The organism is Mitsuaria sp. PDC51 (genome assembly GCF_900113225.1).
Classification (GTDB): domain Bacteria; phylum Pseudomonadota; class Gammaproteobacteria; order Burkholderiales; family Burkholderiaceae_C; genus Roseateles.
In genome coordinates this window covers 2,058,577-2,078,928 of sequence record NZ_FOZE01000001.1, presented here as the reverse complement: position 1 = coordinate 2,078,928, position 20,352 = coordinate 2,058,577, and the positions used below count along the sequence as shown (strand labels likewise).

At 67.4% G+C, this 20,352-nt stretch carries 18 protein-coding genes; 2 read left to right on the top strand and 16 right to left on the bottom strand.

Annotated elements, in window-relative coordinates; genetic code table 11:
* Positions 1 to 10 precede the first annotated feature (10 nt).
* The 12 genes from BM393_RS09110 to BM393_RS09060 form a co-directional block, all read right to left on the bottom strand.
* Entirely contained in the window at positions 11 to 1,741 is a 1,731-nt protein-coding gene (locus BM393_RS09110) for a cellulase family glycosylhydrolase (protein ID WP_091724460.1), read from the bottom strand.
* A 156-nt stretch (positions 1,742 to 1,897) separates the two neighbouring features.
* Positions 1,898 to 2,425: a hypothetical protein gene (locus BM393_RS09105; protein WP_091724459.1), complete on the bottom strand. Its 528-nt coding sequence runs from the start codon at positions 2,423 to 2,425 to the stop codon at positions 1,898 to 1,900.
* A 141-nt stretch (positions 2,426 to 2,566) separates the two neighbouring features.
* The gene (locus BM393_RS09100) at positions 2,567 to 3,124 is read right to left on the bottom strand and encodes an SMI1/KNR4 family protein (protein WP_091724458.1); all 558 of its coding nucleotides are present in this window, start codon (positions 3,122 to 3,124) and stop codon (positions 2,567 to 2,569) included.
* Positions 3,125 to 3,197: 73 nt separating this feature from the next.
* On the bottom strand, positions 3,198 to 3,650 hold the full coding sequence (locus tag BM393_RS25175) for a hypothetical protein (protein ID WP_141225269.1): 453 nt from the start codon (positions 3,648 to 3,650) through the stop codon (positions 3,198 to 3,200).
* Between the two features lie 2 nt (positions 3,651 to 3,652).
* Positions 3,653 to 4,981, bottom strand: a complete 1,329-nt coding sequence (locus BM393_RS25170) for a hypothetical protein (RefSeq protein ID WP_141225268.1) — start codon at positions 4,979 to 4,981, stop codon at positions 3,653 to 3,655.
* Complete coding sequence (locus BM393_RS26115; RefSeq protein WP_254783296.1) at positions 4,978 to 5,952, bottom strand: hypothetical protein; 975 nt, start codon at positions 5,950 to 5,952, stop codon at positions 4,978 to 4,980. Before BM393_RS26115 ends, BM393_RS25170 begins: the two co-directional genes overlap by 4 nt.
* A 10-nt stretch (positions 5,953 to 5,962) precedes the next feature.
* Positions 5,963 to 7,117 (bottom strand): HNH/endonuclease VII fold toxin-2 domain-containing protein, encoded by a 1,155-nt coding sequence (locus BM393_RS09085; protein ID WP_091724456.1) that lies wholly within the window; start codon positions 7,115 to 7,117, stop codon positions 5,963 to 5,965.
* 17 nt (positions 7,118 to 7,134) lie between these two features.
* On the bottom strand, positions 7,135 to 7,521 hold the full coding sequence (locus tag BM393_RS09080) for a DUF4150 domain-containing protein (protein WP_091724455.1): 387 nt from the start codon (positions 7,519 to 7,521) through the stop codon (positions 7,135 to 7,137).
* A gap of 9 nt (positions 7,522 to 7,530) precedes the next feature.
* Positions 7,531 to 8,625: a hypothetical protein gene (locus BM393_RS09075; RefSeq protein WP_141225267.1), complete on the bottom strand. Its 1,095-nt coding sequence runs from the start codon at positions 8,623 to 8,625 to the stop codon at positions 7,531 to 7,533.
* On the bottom strand, positions 8,625 to 9,779 hold the full coding sequence (locus tag BM393_RS09070) for a DUF2169 domain-containing protein (RefSeq protein WP_091724453.1): 1,155 nt from the start codon (positions 9,777 to 9,779) through the stop codon (positions 8,625 to 8,627). The genes BM393_RS09075 and BM393_RS09070 overlap by 1 nt, the downstream gene beginning before the upstream one ends.
* Positions 9,780 to 9,792: 13 nt before the next feature.
* Positions 9,793 to 10,341, bottom strand: a complete 549-nt coding sequence (locus BM393_RS09065) for a hypothetical protein (protein ID WP_091724452.1) — start codon at positions 10,339 to 10,341, stop codon at positions 9,793 to 9,795.
* A gap of 1 nt (position 10,342) precedes the next feature.
* A complete protein-coding gene (locus tag BM393_RS09060) occupies positions 10,343 to 12,355 on the bottom strand; it encodes a type VI secretion system tip protein VgrG (RefSeq protein ID WP_175538242.1) in 2,013 nt (670 codons plus the stop codon).
* Positions 12,356 to 12,579: 224 nt separating this feature from the next.
* On the opposite strand from BM393_RS09060, the gene BM393_RS09055 reads away from it, so the two are divergent.
* Positions 12,580 to 13,302: a hypothetical protein gene (locus BM393_RS09055; RefSeq protein ID WP_254783294.1), complete on the top strand. Its 723-nt coding sequence runs from the start codon at positions 12,580 to 12,582 to the stop codon at positions 13,300 to 13,302.
* Entirely contained in the window at positions 13,302 to 14,006 is a 705-nt protein-coding gene (locus BM393_RS09050) for a hypothetical protein (RefSeq protein WP_091724450.1), read from the top strand. The genes BM393_RS09055 and BM393_RS09050 overlap by 1 nt, the downstream gene beginning before the upstream one ends.
* Before the next feature lie 16 nt (positions 14,007 to 14,022).
* Here the strand turns inward: BM393_RS09050 and BM393_RS09045 are convergent, their stop codons facing one another.
* From BM393_RS09045 to tssF, 4 genes are all read right to left on the bottom strand, one after another.
* Positions 14,023 to 14,358, bottom strand: a complete 336-nt coding sequence (locus BM393_RS09045; RefSeq protein WP_091724449.1) for a YnfA family protein — start codon at positions 14,356 to 14,358, stop codon at positions 14,023 to 14,025.
* A 163-nt stretch (positions 14,359 to 14,521) separates the two neighbouring features.
* Positions 14,522 to 17,173 carry a type VI secretion system ATPase TssH gene (gene tssH / locus BM393_RS09040; RefSeq protein WP_091724448.1) on the bottom strand — a complete coding sequence of 884 codons (2,652 nt, stop codon included), beginning with the start codon at positions 17,171 to 17,173 and terminating at the stop codon, positions 14,522 to 14,524.
* Positions 17,170 to 18,423, bottom strand: a complete 1,254-nt coding sequence (tssG, locus tag BM393_RS09035; protein ID WP_091724447.1) for a type VI secretion system baseplate subunit TssG — start codon at positions 18,421 to 18,423, stop codon at positions 17,170 to 17,172. Before tssG ends, tssH begins: the two co-directional genes overlap by 4 nt.
* Positions 18,420 to 20,348, bottom strand: a complete 1,929-nt coding sequence (gene tssF / locus BM393_RS09030; protein WP_091724446.1) for a type VI secretion system baseplate subunit TssF — start codon at positions 20,346 to 20,348, stop codon at positions 18,420 to 18,422. The genes tssG and tssF overlap by 4 nt, the downstream gene beginning before the upstream one ends.
* Positions 20,349 to 20,352: the final 4 nt, after the last annotated feature.

Here is a 20,352-nt window from a genome sequence, read left to right as displayed (position 1 = left end):
GTCGATGGGTTCACCGGCAGACGTTGGTGTCCACGGCGGAGCCGTCCCACAAGCGCTTCAGGTTGTTGTACTTGTCCTGCGACACGCTCTGCCAGTCGTCCTGCAGGATGCCGCCGGTGTCGCCGGAATTCGGATTCCAGGACCAGTAGAAGAAGTTGCGCACGCCCTTGCACTTCAGCCAGTCGACGAACTTGACCTGCCACTGGCGGTCCTTGTCGGTGAAGCGTCCGCCGAACTCGCCCAGCACCACGGCGTTCTTGCCCATGAAGCGACCGAGCTGGTTCTGCCAGATGGCCGGCATGTTGTTGGGGAAACCGGTGCCGTCGCCGAAGTAGGGCTGGCCGCTCACCGACGGGCCGTAGATGTGGGGCGACAGGACCAGGCGGTTGCGCGGGATCTTCGTCTCGTCGATCGGATAGCAGGCCGAGGGCTCGATGTTGCCGCCCCACCAGTGGGCATCGGGGTTCTCGCAGCGCCCGCCGTTGTCGGACACGCCTTCGACGAAGACCAGCAGCTTGGCATTGGTGGCGAGCACCGCGCTGCCGGCGCGCTCGGCGGCGAGCTTCCAGTCGTTGTTGATGTCGCCGGTGCCCCAGAAGGCGCCGCTGCCGCCCGTGCTGTGCGGCTCGTTCTTCAGGTCGATGGCGAAGACGTTGGGCACGTTGCGGTAACGATCGGCGACGAACTGCAGGTCGGCGACCCACTGGTCCAGCGTGTAGCCGGGAATCTGGGGCGTCGTGGAGATCGCGTTGCAGTCGGGCCGGTGATGGTCGAGCAGGACATAGAAGCCACGCGTCGCGAACTCCGCGACGATGCGGTCCAGCACCTGCAGCGGCGTCTTGTTGGCCAGGTCGGGGTTGACGCTGGTGTTCAGCGCGCCGCTGGGGCGACCGGTGGAGCGCAGCGTCGCCGGGCAGAACGGCAGTCGGACCGCGTTGAAGCCCAGGTCCTTCATCTGGCCGATCATGTCCTTGTAGTTGCGCTGCCACAGGCCGTGGGCGACGAGGTCCGGCGTCTCGAAACCAAACCAGTTGACACCGCGGATCGACACCGCGACGCCCTGGCTGTCGAGGATGCGGCCATCGGTCGCGACGCTGAACGGCAGCTTGAACTGGCCCGTCGCGGGGACGGAGAGGTCGCTGGAGGGCGCTGGCGCTGGTGCCGGTGCCGGTGCCGGTGCCGGTGCCGGTGCCGGAGCTGGTGCCGGAGCGGGAGCGGGAGCCGGAGCCGGAGCCGGAGCCGGAGCCGGAGCCGGAGCCGGAGCCGGAGCCGGAGCGGGAGCGGGAGCCGGAGCGGGAGCGGGAGCGGGAGCGGGAGCGGGTGCCGGAGCGGGTGCTGGTGCCGGAGCGGGAGCCGGTGCCGGCGCACCGGCCTCCGAGATGCGGAAGGAGGCGCTATTCGGCGCGGTGCCGGTGCCGCAGAAGCCGACCTCGAAGCTCTGGCCCGGCGCGACCGGCGAGTTCCAGCTGGTGCCGGTGACGGCGAAGGTCGCGCCCGACTCGAGCTTGAAGGTGCCGTTCCAGGAGCCGTTCATCTGGCCGCTGGGCAGCTCGAAGCGCAGCGTCCAGGCGCCGCTGGCGGTGGTGCCGGGATTGCGGACGGTCACCCGCGAGCAGAAGCCGCCCGACCAGACGTCCTGGGCCACGTTCAGGCTCAGGGCCGCATAAGCGGGCGCGACGGCCCCAAAGGCCATCGCCACGAGGCTGGCACGCTGAACGAAGCGACGAGGAACTGGATGCATGACGTTGGCCCATGAAGTTGAGGGACGGGGAACGCCAGCAGTGTCGAAGCCTCGCCCGCAAGGGCTGGTGAGAATGGGTAACGCGGTATGACTACGTTGTCATCTTCGCCACAGCGGCGCGTTCCGGCGGCGAGTCCGGGCGGCGCGCGCGGCGGGTCAGAGCGACAGCGGCAACGCGACGGTGAGGGTCAGCACGGCGCCGTCGTCGGCGTAGTCGGCGGTCAGCTCGCGGTCCTCGAGCTGCCACTGCTCCCACTTGACGATGCCCTCCTCCTCTTCGCCATCGGACGGCGTGCCGTAGGCGGCGAGCGCCTGGTCGCGGGTCTCGACCGGTGTCGATGCGAACGGCGCGTCGCCGGCATAGGGCTCGACTTCCTCGCTGCCCTCGGGGTAGTAGAAAAGCGCGCTGAGCACATGGGTGCCGGGCCCCAGCGGCTCGCCGAAGTCCACGGCGTGGGTTTCACGCGGGGTGAAGGACATCACGACGCCGAGTTCCTTGAGCAGGACGAAGCCGGCGCGGATCTCCTTCTTGCGCTTCTGGGAGAGCTCGGTCGGCGCTGGTGCGCCGGCGGGCGTGGTGTGCGCGAGGATCGCGGCGATCAGCGGCGCGTCGACCTCGGTGAGGCCGAGCAGGCGGGGGAGCTCGGGGAGCGACAGGGGGGCGGTGGCGTGGGTGTCGGTCATGGAGGCGAACGATAACGCGTCGCGGCGCTCACCAGGCGGGTCCGGCGATGAGGATGGAACTCAGGCAGTCCTCGCGGCGCTCGGCGAAGCCGAAGCCCAGCTTGCCCCAGGGCGTGGGGCGGGACCAGTGGGTTTCTTCGTTCAGGGAGGCGCCGCGGGGATGTCGTCGCGGTGCATCGGGCGCGCGGCCGCAAGGAAGGCGGTGAAGGAGTCGGCGATGAAACCGATGTGTTCGTAAGACATGGGACACGGGATGTGGAAGGTCGAGAGGAAGAAGACCTGCCCCGCCAACTCCCCCTCAACGCCCAGCAGGAACAGCGAATTTCCGGCGTCCATGCCGATCGGCAGCAGGCCCGGCGGATGGAGATGCCTGTTCCAGACGATGTTGTCGTCCAGGTCGCATCCGCCCTTGTACGGCGATTCAATGTCCTTGCCTTCGAAGATGCCGAAGGTGCTCTCCAGACCGCACCGATCTCCGTAGCTCTTGGCTGCCTTCCCTTCCCAATCCACATCGAACTCGACAGCCCGGAATCGTCCGTCCTCGTTCTGGAACATCGGCGAAGAGCCTCGGTGCGCCAGCAGATACGCCGCATAGTCGGCGGGCAGCTTCAGCTGATTGCGTCCCTCGAAAGCGAGGATGTCCGCACGAGTGATGACGGGGTAATCATGCGCGAAGGGGAACGCCAGCTTCCAGCTCATGTGGAGTGCCTTCGTTGAATCCGAACCTGGAATCCGCGCCGCGCAGGCGAAGCCAAGACGATCGGCGCCAAGATCAGCGACTCGGCGAGCCCTCGGCCCAGGTCTCCGCGACGAACTCCCCCCAGAGTGCGGGCAGCTCCACCGCTTCACCCTGATTCGGATCGCTCACCCCGGTGCCTTCGATGTGCATCGGTCGCAGCTTGACGCGTTCGTTCGGCGCCGCATCGAGTGCAATGTCTTCGACCACGGCCGCCTGGACACAGAATCCTTTTCGCCAGCGCAGCAACAGGGGCAGATCCGGCGGAATGAATTCCCCAAGGAACTCGTGATGGTCTTCCAGATCAAGCCACATCCACGCCACTTGCGACGGCATGCCCGCCTGACAAAGCGTCTCGAACGCCGGGCGGAGGCGCTTGCATTTTTCACACCAGCCCTCCGCACCGATCACCACGAGCAGTTCAGCATCCTCCCGTGCGAGGTGTCGGCCGAGTAGCTCGGCATCGTTCCAAGGATCAAACGCAGGCATGCTCAGGAGATTCCCAGGGATTGAAGCGTCGACCGCTGCACGTCGGGCCGCGCTCGGATGTTCAACTCCGCCTCGGACTGGATTCGATTCAGGGCATTCGCCGCAACAAATCGCAGCCCCTGCGGCAAGTCGGCTTTGGGGTCAACGATCTGCTTGAGTTCGTGTTCCCCCGCCGGGCGGCCCAGCAGTGCTCGTCTGCCATCACCAAGCCGCAGTCTGTTCATCGGATGCGCTGCCACCCGATCACGATCCGGCAGCACCAGCCCGAGGTCCGCATCTCTGCGTCCCGGCGTCATACGTGCATCGAGGTCCAAAGGCGGCTCGTCGAGCGCCAGTCCCTCAGCCAACAGGTCAACGCCGGTGAGACAGTGCCAGACCCATCCAGCCCAGCGCGCCTGTTCGTCGTCCGCCATGCGATGCACAACAAGATCGAGCAGCGCGATGTCGCCATGGTGAAGCATCGCTGTCAGTCCCACCCGGGGGGGAAGACGCTGCACCAGCTCACGCATTCCCGGATGCCCAATGGGCGCCAACTGCGCCAGATGGCGGACCCATCGATTCAATCGGCGATCGGCTTGAACGAGATCCCATCCACTGGCGCGCTCGCGATAGGCCACCTGCTCGGCCACGCATTGCCAGAGGCGCGATGCGGCAGCCATTCGGTGTTCGTCCGCCTCGGCGTCCAGAAGCCGGGCAAGCGCGATGCAACTCTCCGCGCGCACGGCGAGCGCTTCGTCAGCGCAAAGGCGTTGGAGTGCCGGGATCATCGCGGCGTCTGCACACCGACAGGCGGCAGCACGCACGTGAGGAGAAGCATGGACAACGAAGGCTTCAAGGTCGGCGACGGTGCCTCGCATCAAGACACTGCCTCGCAACGCGATGACAAGGTCTACGGGGTCGGAGAGGCCGGTGACTGTGGCCAGCCATCGGCGGGTCGCCGCTGGTGATGCCCAGGCGAGCGCCGATACGGCCCCGCGCACCAGAAGATCCGGCCGGAGCCTGACCTGTCGAAGAACTGCCTCGATCGCGGCGATGCGTCCCTCCCCCTCCAGCGACAGCGCCGCGACGCAGGCGACGAAAGCCTCTCCAGGCTTGCGCCACCGCTCAAGCGCTTGCAGCGCCATCGCCGCTGCCGCTTCTTTCCCAGCTCGCACGCCCTCGAGATGGGCGGTGAGCAAGGCAGCGAACTGCGAAGCCCGTTCGGCGCCAAGCTGCGGCGAATCGATCGATCCATCGAGTTGCGACCAGTAGAACGCCGCGTCCTCAACGTGACGCCGCACCACCACCGCGATGATCGGCGGCCGCTCCTCCAGACGCAGCACTGTGCTCATCCGCCCTGGGCCTGGCGAGCCAGCTCGGCGATGCTGAAAAGGCGTGACCACGACTGACCATCATGCAGCGCAGCGCCGTAAGCGCCCGCCATCAGCATCACTCCGTCAGCGACGGAAAGATTGCCCGCGCAGTTGGTGATCTCAATGGGGGCCTGGCTGGGCTGCAGCCGGCCTTCGTGTATCTCCCAGAGGCCGTAGTCGTTCGTCGCGTAGACGCGGTCCTTGAACCAGACCATGTCGCGGAACGGCAAGCTCAGATCGCCTTGATGAATCATCATCCACTGATCACCGCGACCGCGATAGACCGTACCCGACTGCGCGCCGATGTAGACATACCCATCTTCGCCACAGCAAACCGATTCGATCCACATGTTGGATGGGAAGGCGATCTTGTGCCATGCAGTCCCGTCATAGCGCCAAACGTCGCCTTTGCCACCCGCCGCGTAGATATCGGATTCAGAGAAACCGTCGAAATCCTGGAAGCCGGTTTCGCCGCGGCCTTCTGGCGGCAGAGGGCCGACCTCCTCCCAGTGCTCGCGGCCAGTACGCTTGAACAGGCTACGCGGGCTTCCGCAGCCAAACAGCCAGCCGTTCAATTGCTTGATATTGCGAACGCTCCCACGCTTGGGGCCTTGTCCCATGCCACCCGGGATCTTCCTCTCGGTTTCGGACGCGCCGCTACCCTTGACGTATACCTGTCCGGAGCGATCCACACAGACGTTCTGGAATAAGGGCTTGAGCGAAGCCCCGGCCATCAATCCCGCAAAACCCTCCAGATGATCTGCCCCCCATCGATCCTCGTCGCGGAAATAGCAGATGTAGCGTGTTTTCAGTTCTTCCTCGAAAGGCCTTGGCTTGGCGTCATCCCAATCCTGCAGTGCAATGAACACCAGAATGTTGCGGTCCCGTAGCACTGCATCCCGGATGCCGAACCCTTCGAAGTACGCCTTGTAGTCCTCAATTCGCAGCAACACACTCTCCTTAACGGCTGCCAGTATTTCCGCCTGTCGCTCCGCCGCCCTTGCCGGACGCGGCCGAGAGAGACTTACCGGAGCACTTGTAATGCGCGTCGAGTTGGGCTTGCAAGCATTTGCGGCTGCAACCGGACTCCGGAAATGTCTCGTAGAACGCCATCATCGCCTGTGTCCGGTAATCGGCGTATGAGATCTGATTCGTTCCGCGCCGTTCCTTGTGTTCGCGCATTCGACGATCCAGCACATCGTGGAGCCTCTGGTGCGACCCACCATGGCTGTTGCCGGTCCCCTCCGCACAGACTGTTGGAGCGGCTTCGTAGTCATAACCCGGGCACCCGGCATCTTTGACGGCCGCGTCTGGTATGAGGTGATGTCCGGTTTGGCCTGGGCAGCAGCCGTCGCCCGACAGGTTGTTAGCCTTCCCTTTAGGAACCAGGGAGCAGCGTCTGGCTCGCATGCAGGGATTGAGCTTCGCCGCGCCGGCCATGAAGTCCGCGATCGCGCGTTGCGGATCAGCCTTTGCCTGCTGGCCCAGTCGTTCCAGTTCGTTACCAACGCTCTTGAACTCCTTCACCATGTCATCCAAGGCACCGAGTTCTTGATAGGCGTTGTAGCCGGTCTTTGCGACATCCCAGCCTGTGCTCGCCATATCCCAAAGATTCCAGACTGTCGCAATTCCCTCGGTCACGAGTCCTCCGACACCGCCTACGGCGGCACCGCTCGCGCCAACAAACCACCTCGTCCCTGCTCGCGCCGCAGATTGACCGGCCTTCTTCTTGGCCATGTCGATCGCTTCCTGTTTGAGCTTCTCCTTCGCCGCGTCCATCGCGGATGCTAGCTTCGTGTCGACAACCTCGGCCAAGTCGTCCTTCAAGCTGTCCAGCTTCTTCAAAAACTCATCATGCGAATTCGGCCCCGGCGGAATCCACAGGAAATCGCAGTGATCCGCCATCCAGGACTTGTTGTCGGTCCCGCCCTTGCTCAGCGTTCCGCTGTGATTCTTGTACTTCGATCCCAGCAGCTTCTTGAATGTGGGCCGCGACTTTGGCTTCGTGTCGTCATCCTTCGCACAGGCCTTTTCGATCTTCTCGAAGTCCTTCTTGCACGCGGCCGCGACGGCGGACGAATCCTTGTAATACGTGGTGGGCGTGTTGGCGCTCATTCCCGGTCGCTCCGTCGTCAGCCGTGGTTGTGAGTCATCGGGTCAAAATGCCGGCACACGTTGAGTCCCTCGACTTTCACGTCTGGCGACCAGTCCACGAAGTACGCCTTGCCTTTGATGACGCCGCTCGACACGCCTTTGGCGAACTGCTGCGTCGCCGGCTCGTTGCCAGTGCTGTTTGCCAGGAAGGACTTGTCGCGCAAGGCGAGCGGCGTGCCGCAGATGAAAACCGTACTGCTGCCCTTCTGCAACTGGTTGGAGAAGGCCGTATTGGCATAGACGATCACGACTGGACCGGCGCTCGGCGCCGGTGGGCTCCAGCACGGGTCGACGGCGACCTGGGACGTTCCGTCCGCAGCCTTGGAGCAGACCTCCGAGCCGTTTGCAAAGACACGCGTGTCCATTTGCTTCCTTCAAGCCGCCATCGGCAGGGTGCCGACGACGATTGCGCAGCGCAGACCATCGTCCTGCGCGAGATGAATGAGACCAAGCTGTCCGGGACAGAACGCCGGCCGGTTGGAAAGGTAATGGAGCAAGGCAATTCCGACCACGCCGACACTGACTCCCACATCACCAATTTTGTCGGCCAGCGTAATCAGCACAGGCGACCGATCAGGATCGACATCCGCCATCAGACGCGTCATCGCATTTGCGGCGTCGCGCACCAGGAACGTCTCACCGTTTTGGTCCGAGAGACGGTAGTCGACATCGGCCATCGTCACATGCGCGGCTCCCAAGGCGGCACGGACAGCCCTTGTCAGCCCCTGCGACCGATTGGGAAGCCCGTTGTTCCACCGGGCCGCTTCTTCCGCGCCCCCCCAGCCAAGCAATCGGAAATCGGCCTGGCCGACGATCCCGGCAGGCCCGGGGCGCAATGGGTTTTCCAACAACACCGCCGCAGCGGCCTCGCCCGGCGTGAAGCCATCGCGATCCGAGCCCGGTACCCGCAGACGTTCTTCCTCGACCATCCGCTCTATCAACTGCACATCCAGGAGGCTGTCCGCCGACACCAGCAGCACACGTCCTTCTGGTGCGTGCTCCAGTAGCGCCGCGGCTTGGTCCAAGGCCCTGCTCAGGCCCGCTTCGCCAAACGGCAGCACGCGCGTGGCATTGGAGAACTGCAAGCCCAAAAGATTGGCCACCGCTTCGGGTAGGCCGTCGACGGTGATGTCGCGATCCTCCAGCGCCTCCGCGGTCGGCGTAAGCAGCAGCAGTGCGCAGGATCTGGCGATACCAATCAGGCCCTCCTGCGTAAGGCCGGGATATGCGTTCACAAGGCAGTCCCGGACGGCCCAAGCGGCCCAATGTGCCAATCTCGACACACCCCACACCCGCCCCGAGGGCAACGCAGCGACAGGGATGGGCACTCCCGTATCGGTAAGAAAACCGGCTGTACCGAACGCATCGAGATTGGCGGCAATAGCCGGCCCCGCGGCGGCAAGTTCGTGGCCCAGGGCGCAACAGACGCCCGCCGAGACCACGCGCAGTTCAGAACGCGCTCGATCCATCAGTCGACCTCCTCGAGGTCGCCTGCCAAAGCCGGCGCTTTCGCCTCGCCACATCCCACGCAGGCGCCATCCGCCTGACCAGACGCCTTCGCCGCCCACCAGGCTTCATCAACCGGTCCAACGGTGACCGCGCTGAACTCCTGAATGCGGCGCCGGATGGGAGTAGCGACGCGCCAGACCGCGGTGAAACGTCCTCGTCGTCCGGTCTCTTCATCAATCACCGCGTCTGTCTCGAAGAACAGGGTGTCGACCACCGGTTTCAAACGCTCCTGCGAATAGTCCGTGCGCAGGATGCGGACTGCAGGTTGGTCGAGCTTCGGAAGAAAGAAGCGCCGCTCGGTTTCGCCGGCGACATGTGGCATCAAGCGCGTGAGGACGACCTCCTCGCCACCGACCGGATATGGCATCTGCTGGTCGGGCGGCGCCACCTGGTTGAATGCTTCGTCGAAGTCGTCGGGCAGGAAGGGGAAAACCTCACGGCGCCAATGCTCGTCATAGGTGCCGGAGAAAGTCTTGCGCGGCATCCAATGCCGACCAATGGGCCCGAAGGACTGACTTCGATGGGAGCCATCGGGCCGGCGCACCGGATCATCGACGGCCTCCAGCGTCGGCAATGGTTGTCCAACCATCTGCCGCAGCGTATCCGGTCCTGCGAAGCCCAGTCCCACGGGATTGGACAGCAACGACTCGGCATGCCGCCCGCCGTCGTCGGACCAGCGCGTTCCTCCGAAGGCCAGGCTGTAGCGGATGGGCATGCGATCGAAGGGCGCTGGCGCCCCAGGCTCCAGGGAAGCAGACCAAACGCGCGGGCCGATCACCCGCACCTGCTTGGCAAGCGCGCCTACCTGCCAGCCTGCGAGCAGCGTGGTGACCGGCGCGCCGGCGGCGCTATACGCAGTGGCGTCGAAGATCACGTCGCACTGCGGCTTGTAGCGGGCCGCATCGGCGCCGTACCTCATTGCGCTCTCGCCGGGATCCCCAAAGTAGTCGTCTGTTGAGACGATGGGACGAGGCGCCAGCGGTCGCGGCCGCTGCCCCCATTCGGGGATGCTCCACGTCGCCTTCGCGATGATCACGAGATGCTCCCTGCCACTCGCATCCAGCGCCACCGAGACATCGGTCGCCAGATGCTTCGACCCTACGTGTACCTGCATCTCTGCGTCACCCTCAGTTCACGTGCACCGACCCGCCGACGATGCGCTGCGTCGCGCTCGCATGGCTCGTGATGTAGGTCCCGCGGAGCTGGATGCGGCCATCGGCCGTCAGCACGATGCGTGCCTCACCACAGCGCAACTCAAGCTCTTCGGCGGCCTCGATCACCTCACGATGGCCGTCGACCGTGATCTCGATTCCTTCCGGCTGGCCCCCTGGCTGCCGATCCGGCAGTTCCAGGGAGTGCTCCGACCCCGCGCCATTCCAGAGCAGCCCCAGCACGATCGCCGAGCCGCCCGCAAGGACGCTCAGCGCCACACCTCGCCCCTCCTGCGCCGGTGTCAGCGGCACGAGGCTGTGAGCGACGCCCACCACGCCCAACCCCGGCACCAGCGCCGCGCCCGCCGAACCCATCACGGGTGCCGTCTGCAGCGTGCCGATGACCACCTGGCCCGGCGCCGGCAACGCCGCCACCTGCGCCCCTTGGCTCAGCAGCGCATGGAACGGGGATGCCTCCTGTGAGGCCTCCTCGGCGCCATGCGCCGGAAAGTCGACTCGCTCCACGTCAGTTCTCCAGGATCTTTTTGCCCTTCACGGTCACCTCGCCGTCAGCGTTGAACGTCTGTTCGGCGGTGGTACCCAGGCTGAAGCTGTGGCCATTGATGATGATCGTGCCGTCCTTCTTCATCGTGAGGCTCGCCTTGCCAACATTGATGGACAGCTCGTCGCCGGCGGTGATGGCGTAGCTCTTGCCAACGTTGGTGCTCTTGTTTTGTCCGATCTGCGCGGTCTGACTCAATGCGACGGTCGTGTTCATCATGGCGCCGACCGTCGTCTGATAGCCCAGCCCGATCGTGAGCGCCTTGCCCAGCCCGATCGTCTCCGCCTTGGCCAGCGCAACCGTCTCCGTCTTCATTCCCCCGATCGTCACCGACCGGTTGTCCCCGATCGAGATCGTCTCGTTGAGATCCACCCGCTCCGTCCGGTTCTGATGCACCGTGATCGTCTCGTCCAGGTCGACCGTCTCCGTGCGGTTCCCCTTCACGAACACCGTCTCATGCCGGTCGATCGTCTTGGTCCGGTCCCGCCCGACCCAATGCGTCTCGTCGTTCTCGACCTCGATGTCCTGGTTCTTCTCCGCGTGGATCCACAGCTGCTCCGCGCCCTGCTTGTCCTCGAAGCGGATCGCGTTGGCATTGCCGTAGCTGCCGCCCTTGGTCGAACGCGTCAGGAAGCCGCTCTGCGTCGCATTGGCCGGCAGGTCCCACGGCGGCAGGTTCTCGCCGTTGTAGGTGCGGCCGATGATGATCGGCGCGTCCGGATCGCCCTCGATGAAGCCGACGATCACCTCCTGCCCGATGCGCGGGATGTGGATGCCGCCGAAGTTGGACCCCGCCCACGGATGCGCCACGCTCACCCAGCACGAGCTGCGCTCGTCGCGCTTGCCCCGCCGGTCCCAGTGGAACTGCACCTTCACCCGCCCGAACTTGTCGGTGTGGATCTCCTCGCCCGCCGGCCCCGTCACGATGGCCGTCTGCGGCCCCGACACCAGTGGCTTGGGCGTGCGACGCCCCGGCCGGAACTGCTGCTGCGCCGGGATGCAGCTGAAGCTGCAGCGCAGCGAGGTCTCGCCCGAGCCCGATTCATTGGCCGCCTGGTGCAGCGCCAGCTGCGTGCCAGTCACCAGGTACTGCGCGTTCTCGCTATCGCGCGGATGCCGCGTCAGCGCCAGCAGGTGGCCCGTCTGCACGCCCTGCGCATTGGTCGTGCCTTCATAGGTCTCATGGCTGCTCTGCAGCTCGTCGAGCCGGTCCTCCACGTACTGCGAGCCGTCCCCGGTCTGGATGTAGCCGCCCGGGTAATCGAAGATCTCACCGTCCGACAGGTCGTAGTCGCGCTTGACCATCTGGCTGGTCTCCAGCGCGCTGGACGGCTTCTGGAAGTCGTAGTCGGTGATGACCACCTTGCCGGGCCGCACGCACTGCGCGCCGCTCCAGCCCTGCACGTACTCCAGCTGCGGCGCAGCCTGCGATTCCGAGCCATAAAACGGCAGCGACTCACACCCCGGCTTGGCGTCATGCCCGCTGGCCGAGTCGCACAGCACCACCTTGTGGCCGCTCTCGTCGTGCTCCACGTACCAGTAGATGCCTTCGTGCTCCAGCAGCCGCGCCACGAAGTTGAAGTCGGTCTCGCGGTACTGCACGCAGTAGTTCCAGGTCCGGTACGGGCGCAGCAGCTTGAACTCGTACCGCGCCACCGGATGGTCCTCGAACACCTGCTTGACGATGTCCGGCACCGACATCTCCTGGAAGATGCGGCAGTCCGCGGTGCGCGACAGCAGCCACAGCCACGGCTTGAGCTGCATCTCGTAGACGCAGTGCTTGCCCTCGAAGCCGCGCTGAGCGAAGCGCGTGACGTAGCCGCTGAGGTGGCGCGGCGCGTCCTCGCGCAGCGCGATCGTCAAGGTCGCCAGCTTGCCCAGCAGCTCGGAGGCCAGGATGTCCTTGCGCTCGCTCAGCAGCGTCAGCGTGGTGTCTCCTGCCTCGCTCAGGCCCTCGCGCGAAGTGCACGAATGCACGCGCAAGACGTCGTCGGGCAAGGCGGTTTTGAGGCGGAACGGTGAGGCCATAGGTCTTCCAGGATCTCCCTGGCCGACACGGTAGGGGGCGCCTATCGCGCGCAAAAGAGGCGAAAGTCACTTTGGCCGCCGCCCGGCGCCCGTTACCGTCCATCCTCCCCATCCGCATCAGGGGCAGGACTTGCGCTGCCCGCGGCCTCCGGGGTCGTATCCAGGAGATCTCCATGCCTGCCTGCCGCATTCCCGGGCCGCTTGGCGCCGGCGCCAATTGCTTCGACATCGACGACGGCACCCTGGTGCGCGCCGCGTCGCCGCTGCCGGCCCCGGTCGGCACCGCGCCGCGCGACAAGCCGCCGGCCATCGATGACGACACTCGCGCGCTGGCCGCCGTCGCTTATGGCGAGGGCTCGACCGGCAACGTCTACGAGGAGATGGCCGCCATCGCCAACGTGCTGGTGCGCCAGCAGAAGGCCCGCGGCTACAAGACGATCAGCGCCTTCATCAAGGCCGACAAGACCTTCGCCTTCGCCGCGCATGACGGCAACCAGCGCCACGGCAAGCTGATCAAGGCCAGCGCCGAGGAGATCGCCAAGGACGCCGGCATGAACGACGCCGTGCGCGGCGCGCGCAATGCGCTCGATCCCAGCGGCACGGACTACTCGAACGGCGCCTACTTCTGGGACGGCGCCGACATCAAGTCCAACTACGACAAGCATCCCAAGGTCAAGGCCGGCATCCACATCACCGACCCGAAGCACAACATCTACGACATCAAGGACAAGGACGTCCCCGGCGAAGAGTGGTGGCGCAACGCGCAAGGGCAGAAGACGAAGCTGCGCGGCAAATGGGATTACAAATACGAGTCCACCGCCGCCTATGGCGGCACGATCTTCTGGAAGTACAACGCGGACTTCGTGAAGGCCACCAACAACAAGGAATACGACTGATGCACCCCCAGCGTCCCGTTGCCCTCGCCGCGATCGCCCTCGCCTGCTCGGCCTTCGCCGCCTGCGCCGCCCAGGCCGACGCCCTGGCGAAGAACGCCACCGAGTTGCGCGACCTGCTCCGCGGTCCAGCCACGGCGGCGACGCTGACCCCAATCAAGACCGAAGGCTGGTGCGGCCCCCAGGGCTGCTTCGTCGATGCCGGCGAGTTGCGCATCGACCGCGACAAGGGCGGGTTCGCGCGCGCCGAGGGCGGCCAGCGGCTGCAGGTCGTCGAGCACAAGGCGCCGGGCGGCGACGCCCTGCCCGACCTGGACTGGACGCCGACCGACGCGTACCGCGTGATGGCGGGCGGTCAGCGCTGGGGCAGTTGCCTGGAGTTCTCGCACGCGGGCGTGGGCAAGAGCGGCACCTTCCAGCGCTGGACCAGCGTGGTGCTGGTGCCCTTCAACGGCGCGGCGCCGGGCGCGACGGCGCATCGCTTCGTCGGGTACTGGACGGGCTGCGATTCGCTGGTGTCGGGCGCCACCGCGGGCACGCTCACGCTGCGCGTGGTCGAGCGCTCGGAGCCCAAGGCCGGCAAGCCGCTGCGGCTGGTCGCCTACCAATGCAGCGCGCGCGGCTGCGAGGGCCAGGTCGATCGCCGCACGGTCGGCGGGGAGCCGGGCAACGCACAGGATGGGACCTTGACGATCGGCCAGCCCTGAGCGTCAAGCGCGCGGATCAAGCCTCCGGCCGGCGCCCCAGGATGATGATCGCCATTCCCACCAGGCTGACGGCCACGCCAATCCAGTCGGTGGGCGTGGGCTTGACCTTGTCGACGAGCATCAGCCAGACCATCGCCACGCCGATGTACACACCGCCATAGGCCGCGTAGACGCGGCCCGCAGCGGTCGGATGCAAGGTCAGCAACCAGGCGAAGAGCGCCAGGCTGCCGGCCGCGGGCACGAGCAGCCACGCGGACTTGTCCTGCTTGAGCCAGAGATACGGCAGATAGCACCCGACGATCTCGGCGACGGCGGTGACGACGAACAGCAGGAAGGTCTTGGCCAGTTCCATGGTTCAGCGCTCGCCGATCACTTCGTGGAAGTGGATGACGAGCCGCTTCGAGCTTGCGCCGCAGCGACTTCGGGTACTTGCCTCGCGGTCGCTGCCGAAAGTTTCGAAGATGTCTTCATACGAGCTCGATACCGCCGGTGCTCACGCGAGCAAGTTTCCGGCTTCAATCGAACCCGTACTCGAAGTCCCCATCCTTCACGTTCAGCGCGACCTTGGTGATCGTCTGGCCATTGGTCAGGCGCGTCAGGTATTCCCGGCTGATGCGCGGCAGCACCGTGTTCGTCAGGATCGCGTCCACCACCCGGCCGCCGCTCTCGACCTCGTTGCAGCGGCTGATGATCAGCTTCACCACGTCGTCGCCGAAGCTCAGCGGCACGCCCAGGTTCTCGCCCACGCGCTTCTGGATGCGGCCCAGTTGCAGACGCACGATCTGGCCCAGCATCTCCTCGCTCAGCGGGTAGTACGGGATCGTCACCAGCCGGCCCAGCAGCGCCGCCGGGAACACCTTCAGCAGCGGCTCCCGCAGCGCCTTGGCGATGCCCTCCGGCTCCGGCATCAGCTCCGGATCCGCGCACAGCTTCATGATCAGGTCGCTGCCCGCGTTGCTCGTCAGCAGGATGATGGTGTTCTTGAAGTCGATGTAGCGGCCCTCGCCGTCCTCCATCCAGCCCTTGTCGAAGACCTGGAAGAACAGCTCGTGCACGTCCGGGTGAGCCTTCTCGACTTCATCCAGCAGCACCACGCTGTACGGCCGGCGGCGCACCGCCTCGGTCAGCACGCCGCCCTCGCCGTAGCCGACATACCCCGGCGGCGAGCCCTTGAGCGTCGAGACGGTGTGCGCCTCCTGGAACTCGCTCATGTTGATGGTGATGACGTTCTGCTCGCCACCATAGAGCGCCTCGGCCAGCGCCAGCGCCGTCTCGGTCTTGCCCACGCCCGAGGTGCCCGCCAGCAGGAACACGCCGATCGGCTTGCTCGGGTTGTCCAGCCCCGCGCGCGAGACCTCGATGCGCTTGGCGATCATCTCCAGCGCATGCCGCTGGCCCACCACGCGCTGATTCAGCGTGTCGGCCAGCTGCAGCACCGCCTGCAGCTCGTTGCGCACCATGCGGCCGACCGGAATGCCGGTCCAGTCCTGCACCACCGCGGCCACCGCCTGCTCGTCCACCTGCGGCAGGATCAGCGGCGCATCGCCCTGCAGCGTCGCCAGTTCGGCGCGCAGGCCGTGCAGCTCGCTCAGCAGCGGGCCACGCTCATCTTCCGAAGGCGCGCCCTCCCCGTCCTTGCGCAGCAGCGCGTGCAGCGCCAGCACGCGGTCGACCATGCCCTTCTCTTTCAGGTGGCGCGCCTCCAGCTCCGCCTTGCGCGTCTGCGATTCGTCCAGCGCCGCCGCCACGCGCTGCTGGCGCTCCGCGACGTCCATGCCGATCGCGCCCTCGCGCGCGATGATCTCGCGCTCGATCTCCAGCGCCTGGATGCGGCGCAGGCAGTCCTCCAGCTCCGCCGGCGTCGCGTGCTGGCTCACCGCCACGCGCGCGCAGGCGGTGTCCAGCAGGCTCACCGCCTTGTCCGGCAGTTGCCGTGCCGGGATGTAGCGGTGGCTCAGACGCACCGCGGCCTCGATGCCCTCGTCCAGCAGCGCCACGCGGTGATGCTTCTCCAGGATGGAGGCCACGCCGCGCAGCATCAGCACCGCCTTGTGCTCATCGGGCTCGGGCACCTGCACGACCTGGAAACGCCGCGTCAGCGCCGGATCCTTCTCGATGTGCTTCTTGTATTCGGCCCAGGTCGTCGCCGCGATCGTGCGCAGCTTGCCCCGCGCCAGCGCCGGCTTGAGCAGGTTGGCCGCGTCGCCCGTGCCCGCCGCGCCGCCCGCGCCGATCAGCGTGTGCGCCTCGTCGATGAACAGGATGATCGGCTTGGGCGAGGCCTGCACCTCGTCGATGACCTGGCGCAGCCGGTTCTCGAATTCGCCCTTCATGCTCGCGCCCGCCTGCAGCAGGCCGATGTCCAGCATGTACAGCGACACGTCCTTGAGCTGCGGCGGCACGTCGCCCTGCGCCAGGCGCAGCGCGAAGCCCTCCACCACCGCCGTCTTGCCCACGCCCGCCTCGCCCGTCAGGATCGGGTTGTTCTGGCGCCGGCGCATCAGGATGTCGACGATCTGGCGGATCTCCTCGTCGCGGCCGGCGATCGGATCGATCTCGCCATTACGCGCGCGCTCGGTCAGGTCCACCGCGAAGCGCTTGAGCGCCTCCTGCTTGCCCATCGCCGCCGGCGCGATCGCGCCGCTCGCGTCACCGGGCGCCGCGCCTGGCTCGGCCGCGCGCATCGCGCGCTCGGGCGAGCCTTCCAGGATCTGGTTGAAATGCTCGCTCAGGTCGTCGACCGGGATCTTCTCGAACTGCTTGGACACCGACAGCAGCACGTTGCGCATCGACGCCGTCTTCAGCATCCCCAGCACCAGATGGCCGGTGCGCACCTGCTGGTCGCCGAACATCAGCGAGCCGTAGACCCAGCCGCGCTCGACCGCGTTCTCGACCCAGCTCGACAGGTCGGTGACCGACGTGGCGCCGCGCGGCAGCCGGTCCAGCGAGGCCATCAGGTCGGCCGACAGCTGCGCCGCGTCCAGCCCGTAATGCTTGACGATGCGATGCAGGTCCGAGTCCGGCGTGTTGAGGATCTGGTACAGCCAGTGCTGCAGCTCCACGTATGGATTGCCGCGCAGCTTGCAGAACACGGTGGCGCCTTCGATCGCCTTGTAGGCCAGCGGATTGAGCTTGCCGAAGAGGCTGGTGCGGGCGATTTCTGTCATGACGATGCTCCCTGTGATGCCGGTGGCGTGGCCCGTCCCTTCACCCGCTGTCGCGGATGCAGGTGCAGGTCGCCCCGGTCGTGACGATGCGGACGGCCGCCCGAGCGGCCGGTCCAGGACGTGAAGCCCAGGCGCGCGCGGCCGCTCAGCGCCGCGGCGGGCACCTCGTCGCGGCGCAGCACCGGCTGCAGCTCCCATTGCAGGTTGTGGCCGACGTACTGCCGGATCCAGTCGTTGAGCGGCCGCCACGCGTCGCCGTCGGGCAGGAAGCCCTCGTACTGGCGCAGCGTCAGCGGGCCCAGCACGACGCGGAAACGGTACTGCCGGTCCCAGGCCTTGTTGCCGCAGGCGGTGTCGACGCCCAGCCGCGGCAGCTCGCGGCCGATGCGCTCCGGCCGCTGGCGCGCGAAGCCCAGCCGCGTGCGCTCGCCGTCCTCGACGGGCAGCCAGTGCGGCACGTGCTGCTCGATGCGCACCGGCACCCCGAAGTGCAGCGACAGGATCTTGGCCAGCCCCTCGGCGTGCTGCGCCCGCCCGCCGTGCAGCCCGGCCTGGAACAGGCGCGCGGTCTGCGGCAGCGAGTCCGCCGGCCGCTGCGCGCCGTCCAGCCCGGTGGCGGCGCCCAGCCAGGCGGCATAACGGTCCGTGGCTGGCCGGTCATGCTGCACCGCGGGCTGGGACTGGGCCCAGGCGCGGTAGAAATGCAGCAGCAGCCGGTGATGGAAGACGTCGAGGAAGCGGCTCAGCGTCGGGTCGCCGCGCTGATGCAGCCGCTCGCGGGTGTATTCGGTCAGGTGCAGCGGCATCGGCCCCTGCGGACCGAGCAGCCCGAAGAAGCGCACGCCCAGCCGCGGCGCGGGGTTCTGCCCGCGGGTCAGGCTGGCCAGCGCCGCCGGCGCGAAGTCCAGCTCGGGCTCCTGACCCAGCCGGATCGCCTCCTGCGACGGCCGCAGGCCGCGCCCCAGCCGCGGCACATCGGGCGTCAGGCCTTCGATGCGGCGCAGCAGCGCGAAGAAGTCATGGGCCCAGGGCGTCGCCTCCACGCTCTCGAAGAGCGCGCGCAGCGCCGCGTCGTGCTCGCCGCGGCGCGCGGGACGACGCGCCAGCAGCGCGGCGGGAGACGGCTCCGCGCCCGCGTCCTCGGCGTCGCTGACCGCGGCGCTCGCGGCCGCCGCAGCGCCCGGTACCGCGCCTCCCGCGGCGGACGGCGCCTGGGCGTCGTCCGACCCGCCGGCGTCGCGCACGTTCATGGACGGCTCCCCGGGGAGGCTCGTCCGTCGCGTTCCGTGCGCTGCGCGCGGCCCTCGGCATCGCCGCCGATGCGCGGCGCCCAGCGCTTGACCTGGCCGCGCTGCGGCGTGCGCAGGCTCAGCTGCGTGAAGCTGTTGATCGCCGCGTGGCGGGTGAAGTAGCGCTCCAGCACGCTCGCGAACAGATAGGCGCTGTGGCCCTGGAAGGCCAACTCGTCGAGCTCCAGCGTGATCTCGGTGCCCGCGCCGAAGCTCAGCGGCCCGGTGAACGGCAGGCGCCGCACGACCGGTTGCGCATCGACGCCCCGGACGCCCTCCACCTGGCGCAGCCAGGCCGGATCGCTCGGCGGGCCGTACAGCGCCAGCAGGCGGCGCAGCGTCGCCGCGGCCTGCGCGGGCGGCTCGTCGGCCCAGGGCAGTTGCTGCTGCGTCAGCAGGCCCACCAGGCTCCAGCCCGCCTCGCCCACCGGCTGGCGGTTGACCGGCCGCGTCGGGCCATGCACCGCCTCGACCTTGAGCACCGGGCCCGCCGCGTCCAGCCGCCAGGCGCCGGCGCCGTTGTGCGGCAGCAGCATCGGCAGGTCGCGGTTGGTCACCAGTGCCGAGACCGACAGCTGGCGGATGTCCTCGCGATAAGGCGCATGGCGCGGGTCGACCAGCGACAGGAAGACCTCGTCGCCGATGTAGCCGGTGCGCGGCCCCTGCTCCTTCTGGCGCGTCGACAGCAGGCGCGGCTCGCGCCGCACCGTGTAGAAGCCGGGCGCCTCGGGCGGCGCCTGGTGGTAGGTCGCGTACAGCGGCTCGAAGCCCTGCTGGCCCAGCGCCCCGGCCCCGTAGCCGGTCACCGACTGCAGGCTGTGGATCTCGTAGTCCATCGGCCGGGTGCGGTCCGGGACGACGTGGTACTCCCAGCTGCCGGTGCCGAGCTGGATGCGGTCCAGCCGCTTCGGGAACAGGTTGATCGCCGGCGTGCAGTGCAGCGAGACGCTGTCCACGTCGACCATCGCCTCCAGCGCGCCGTCGCCGCGGCTGAAGAACAGCACGATCTCGAAGCTCGTGCCCTCCACCCGCGCCAGGCGCTCGGCGAGCTGGTCGATCTCGAGGAACAGGAAGCGCCGCGGCATCGCGGCCAGCTCCTGCATCAGCCGGCATCCGGAGAAGTTGCGATGCGTCTCGGGCAACAGCGCCTCGTCCGGCGCGAAGCCCAGCGGGCGGATGCTGGCCGCGGACCGCCACTGCGCCGGCACCGCGGGGGCGTCGATGCCCTCGCCGGTGACGAAGCTGCCCAGCGGCGCGCCCAGCGCCAGCTCGTGCAGGCGATAGGCGACCTCGTCGGGCGCGCTCAGGTAGAGCGCGAGCCGGTCCAGCCCCAGCTGGCGCACCGGAATGCCGCCGCCGGTCTTGAGCCGCAGCCGCAGCCCGCCGCGGCTGCCGGCGGCATCGGGCAGGCGCGACATCGGCAGGTCGGGCGCGTGGCTGAAGTACTGGACGTCGTCCAGCGTCAGCGGCCACAGCGTCACGTCATGGGCGGTGCGGAACTCGCAGCGGGTGTCCTGGCCGCGCGGCACGCCGGACTGCAGCACGCTGCCCCGCGGCACCGGGTGGCCCTTGGAGAGGTTGGGGTCGGTCGGATCGACGCCGAAGCGCGCGATCATCATCGACGGCACCGGCGCCAGGAAGTTGGGGTAGATCGACTCCAGCAGGTGGGCGATCAGGCGCGGATGCTCGGCGTCGAGCTTGAGCTGCACCCGCGCCGACAGGAAAGCGAAACCCTCCAGCAGCCGCTCGACATAGGGGTCGGCGACCTCCGCATCCTCCAGGCCCAGGCGCGCGGCGATCTTGGGGAAGTCGCGCGCGAACTCGGCGCCGACCTCGCGCAGGTGGGCGAGCTCGTCGTTGTAAAGGCGCAGCAGCCGGGGATCCATCGCG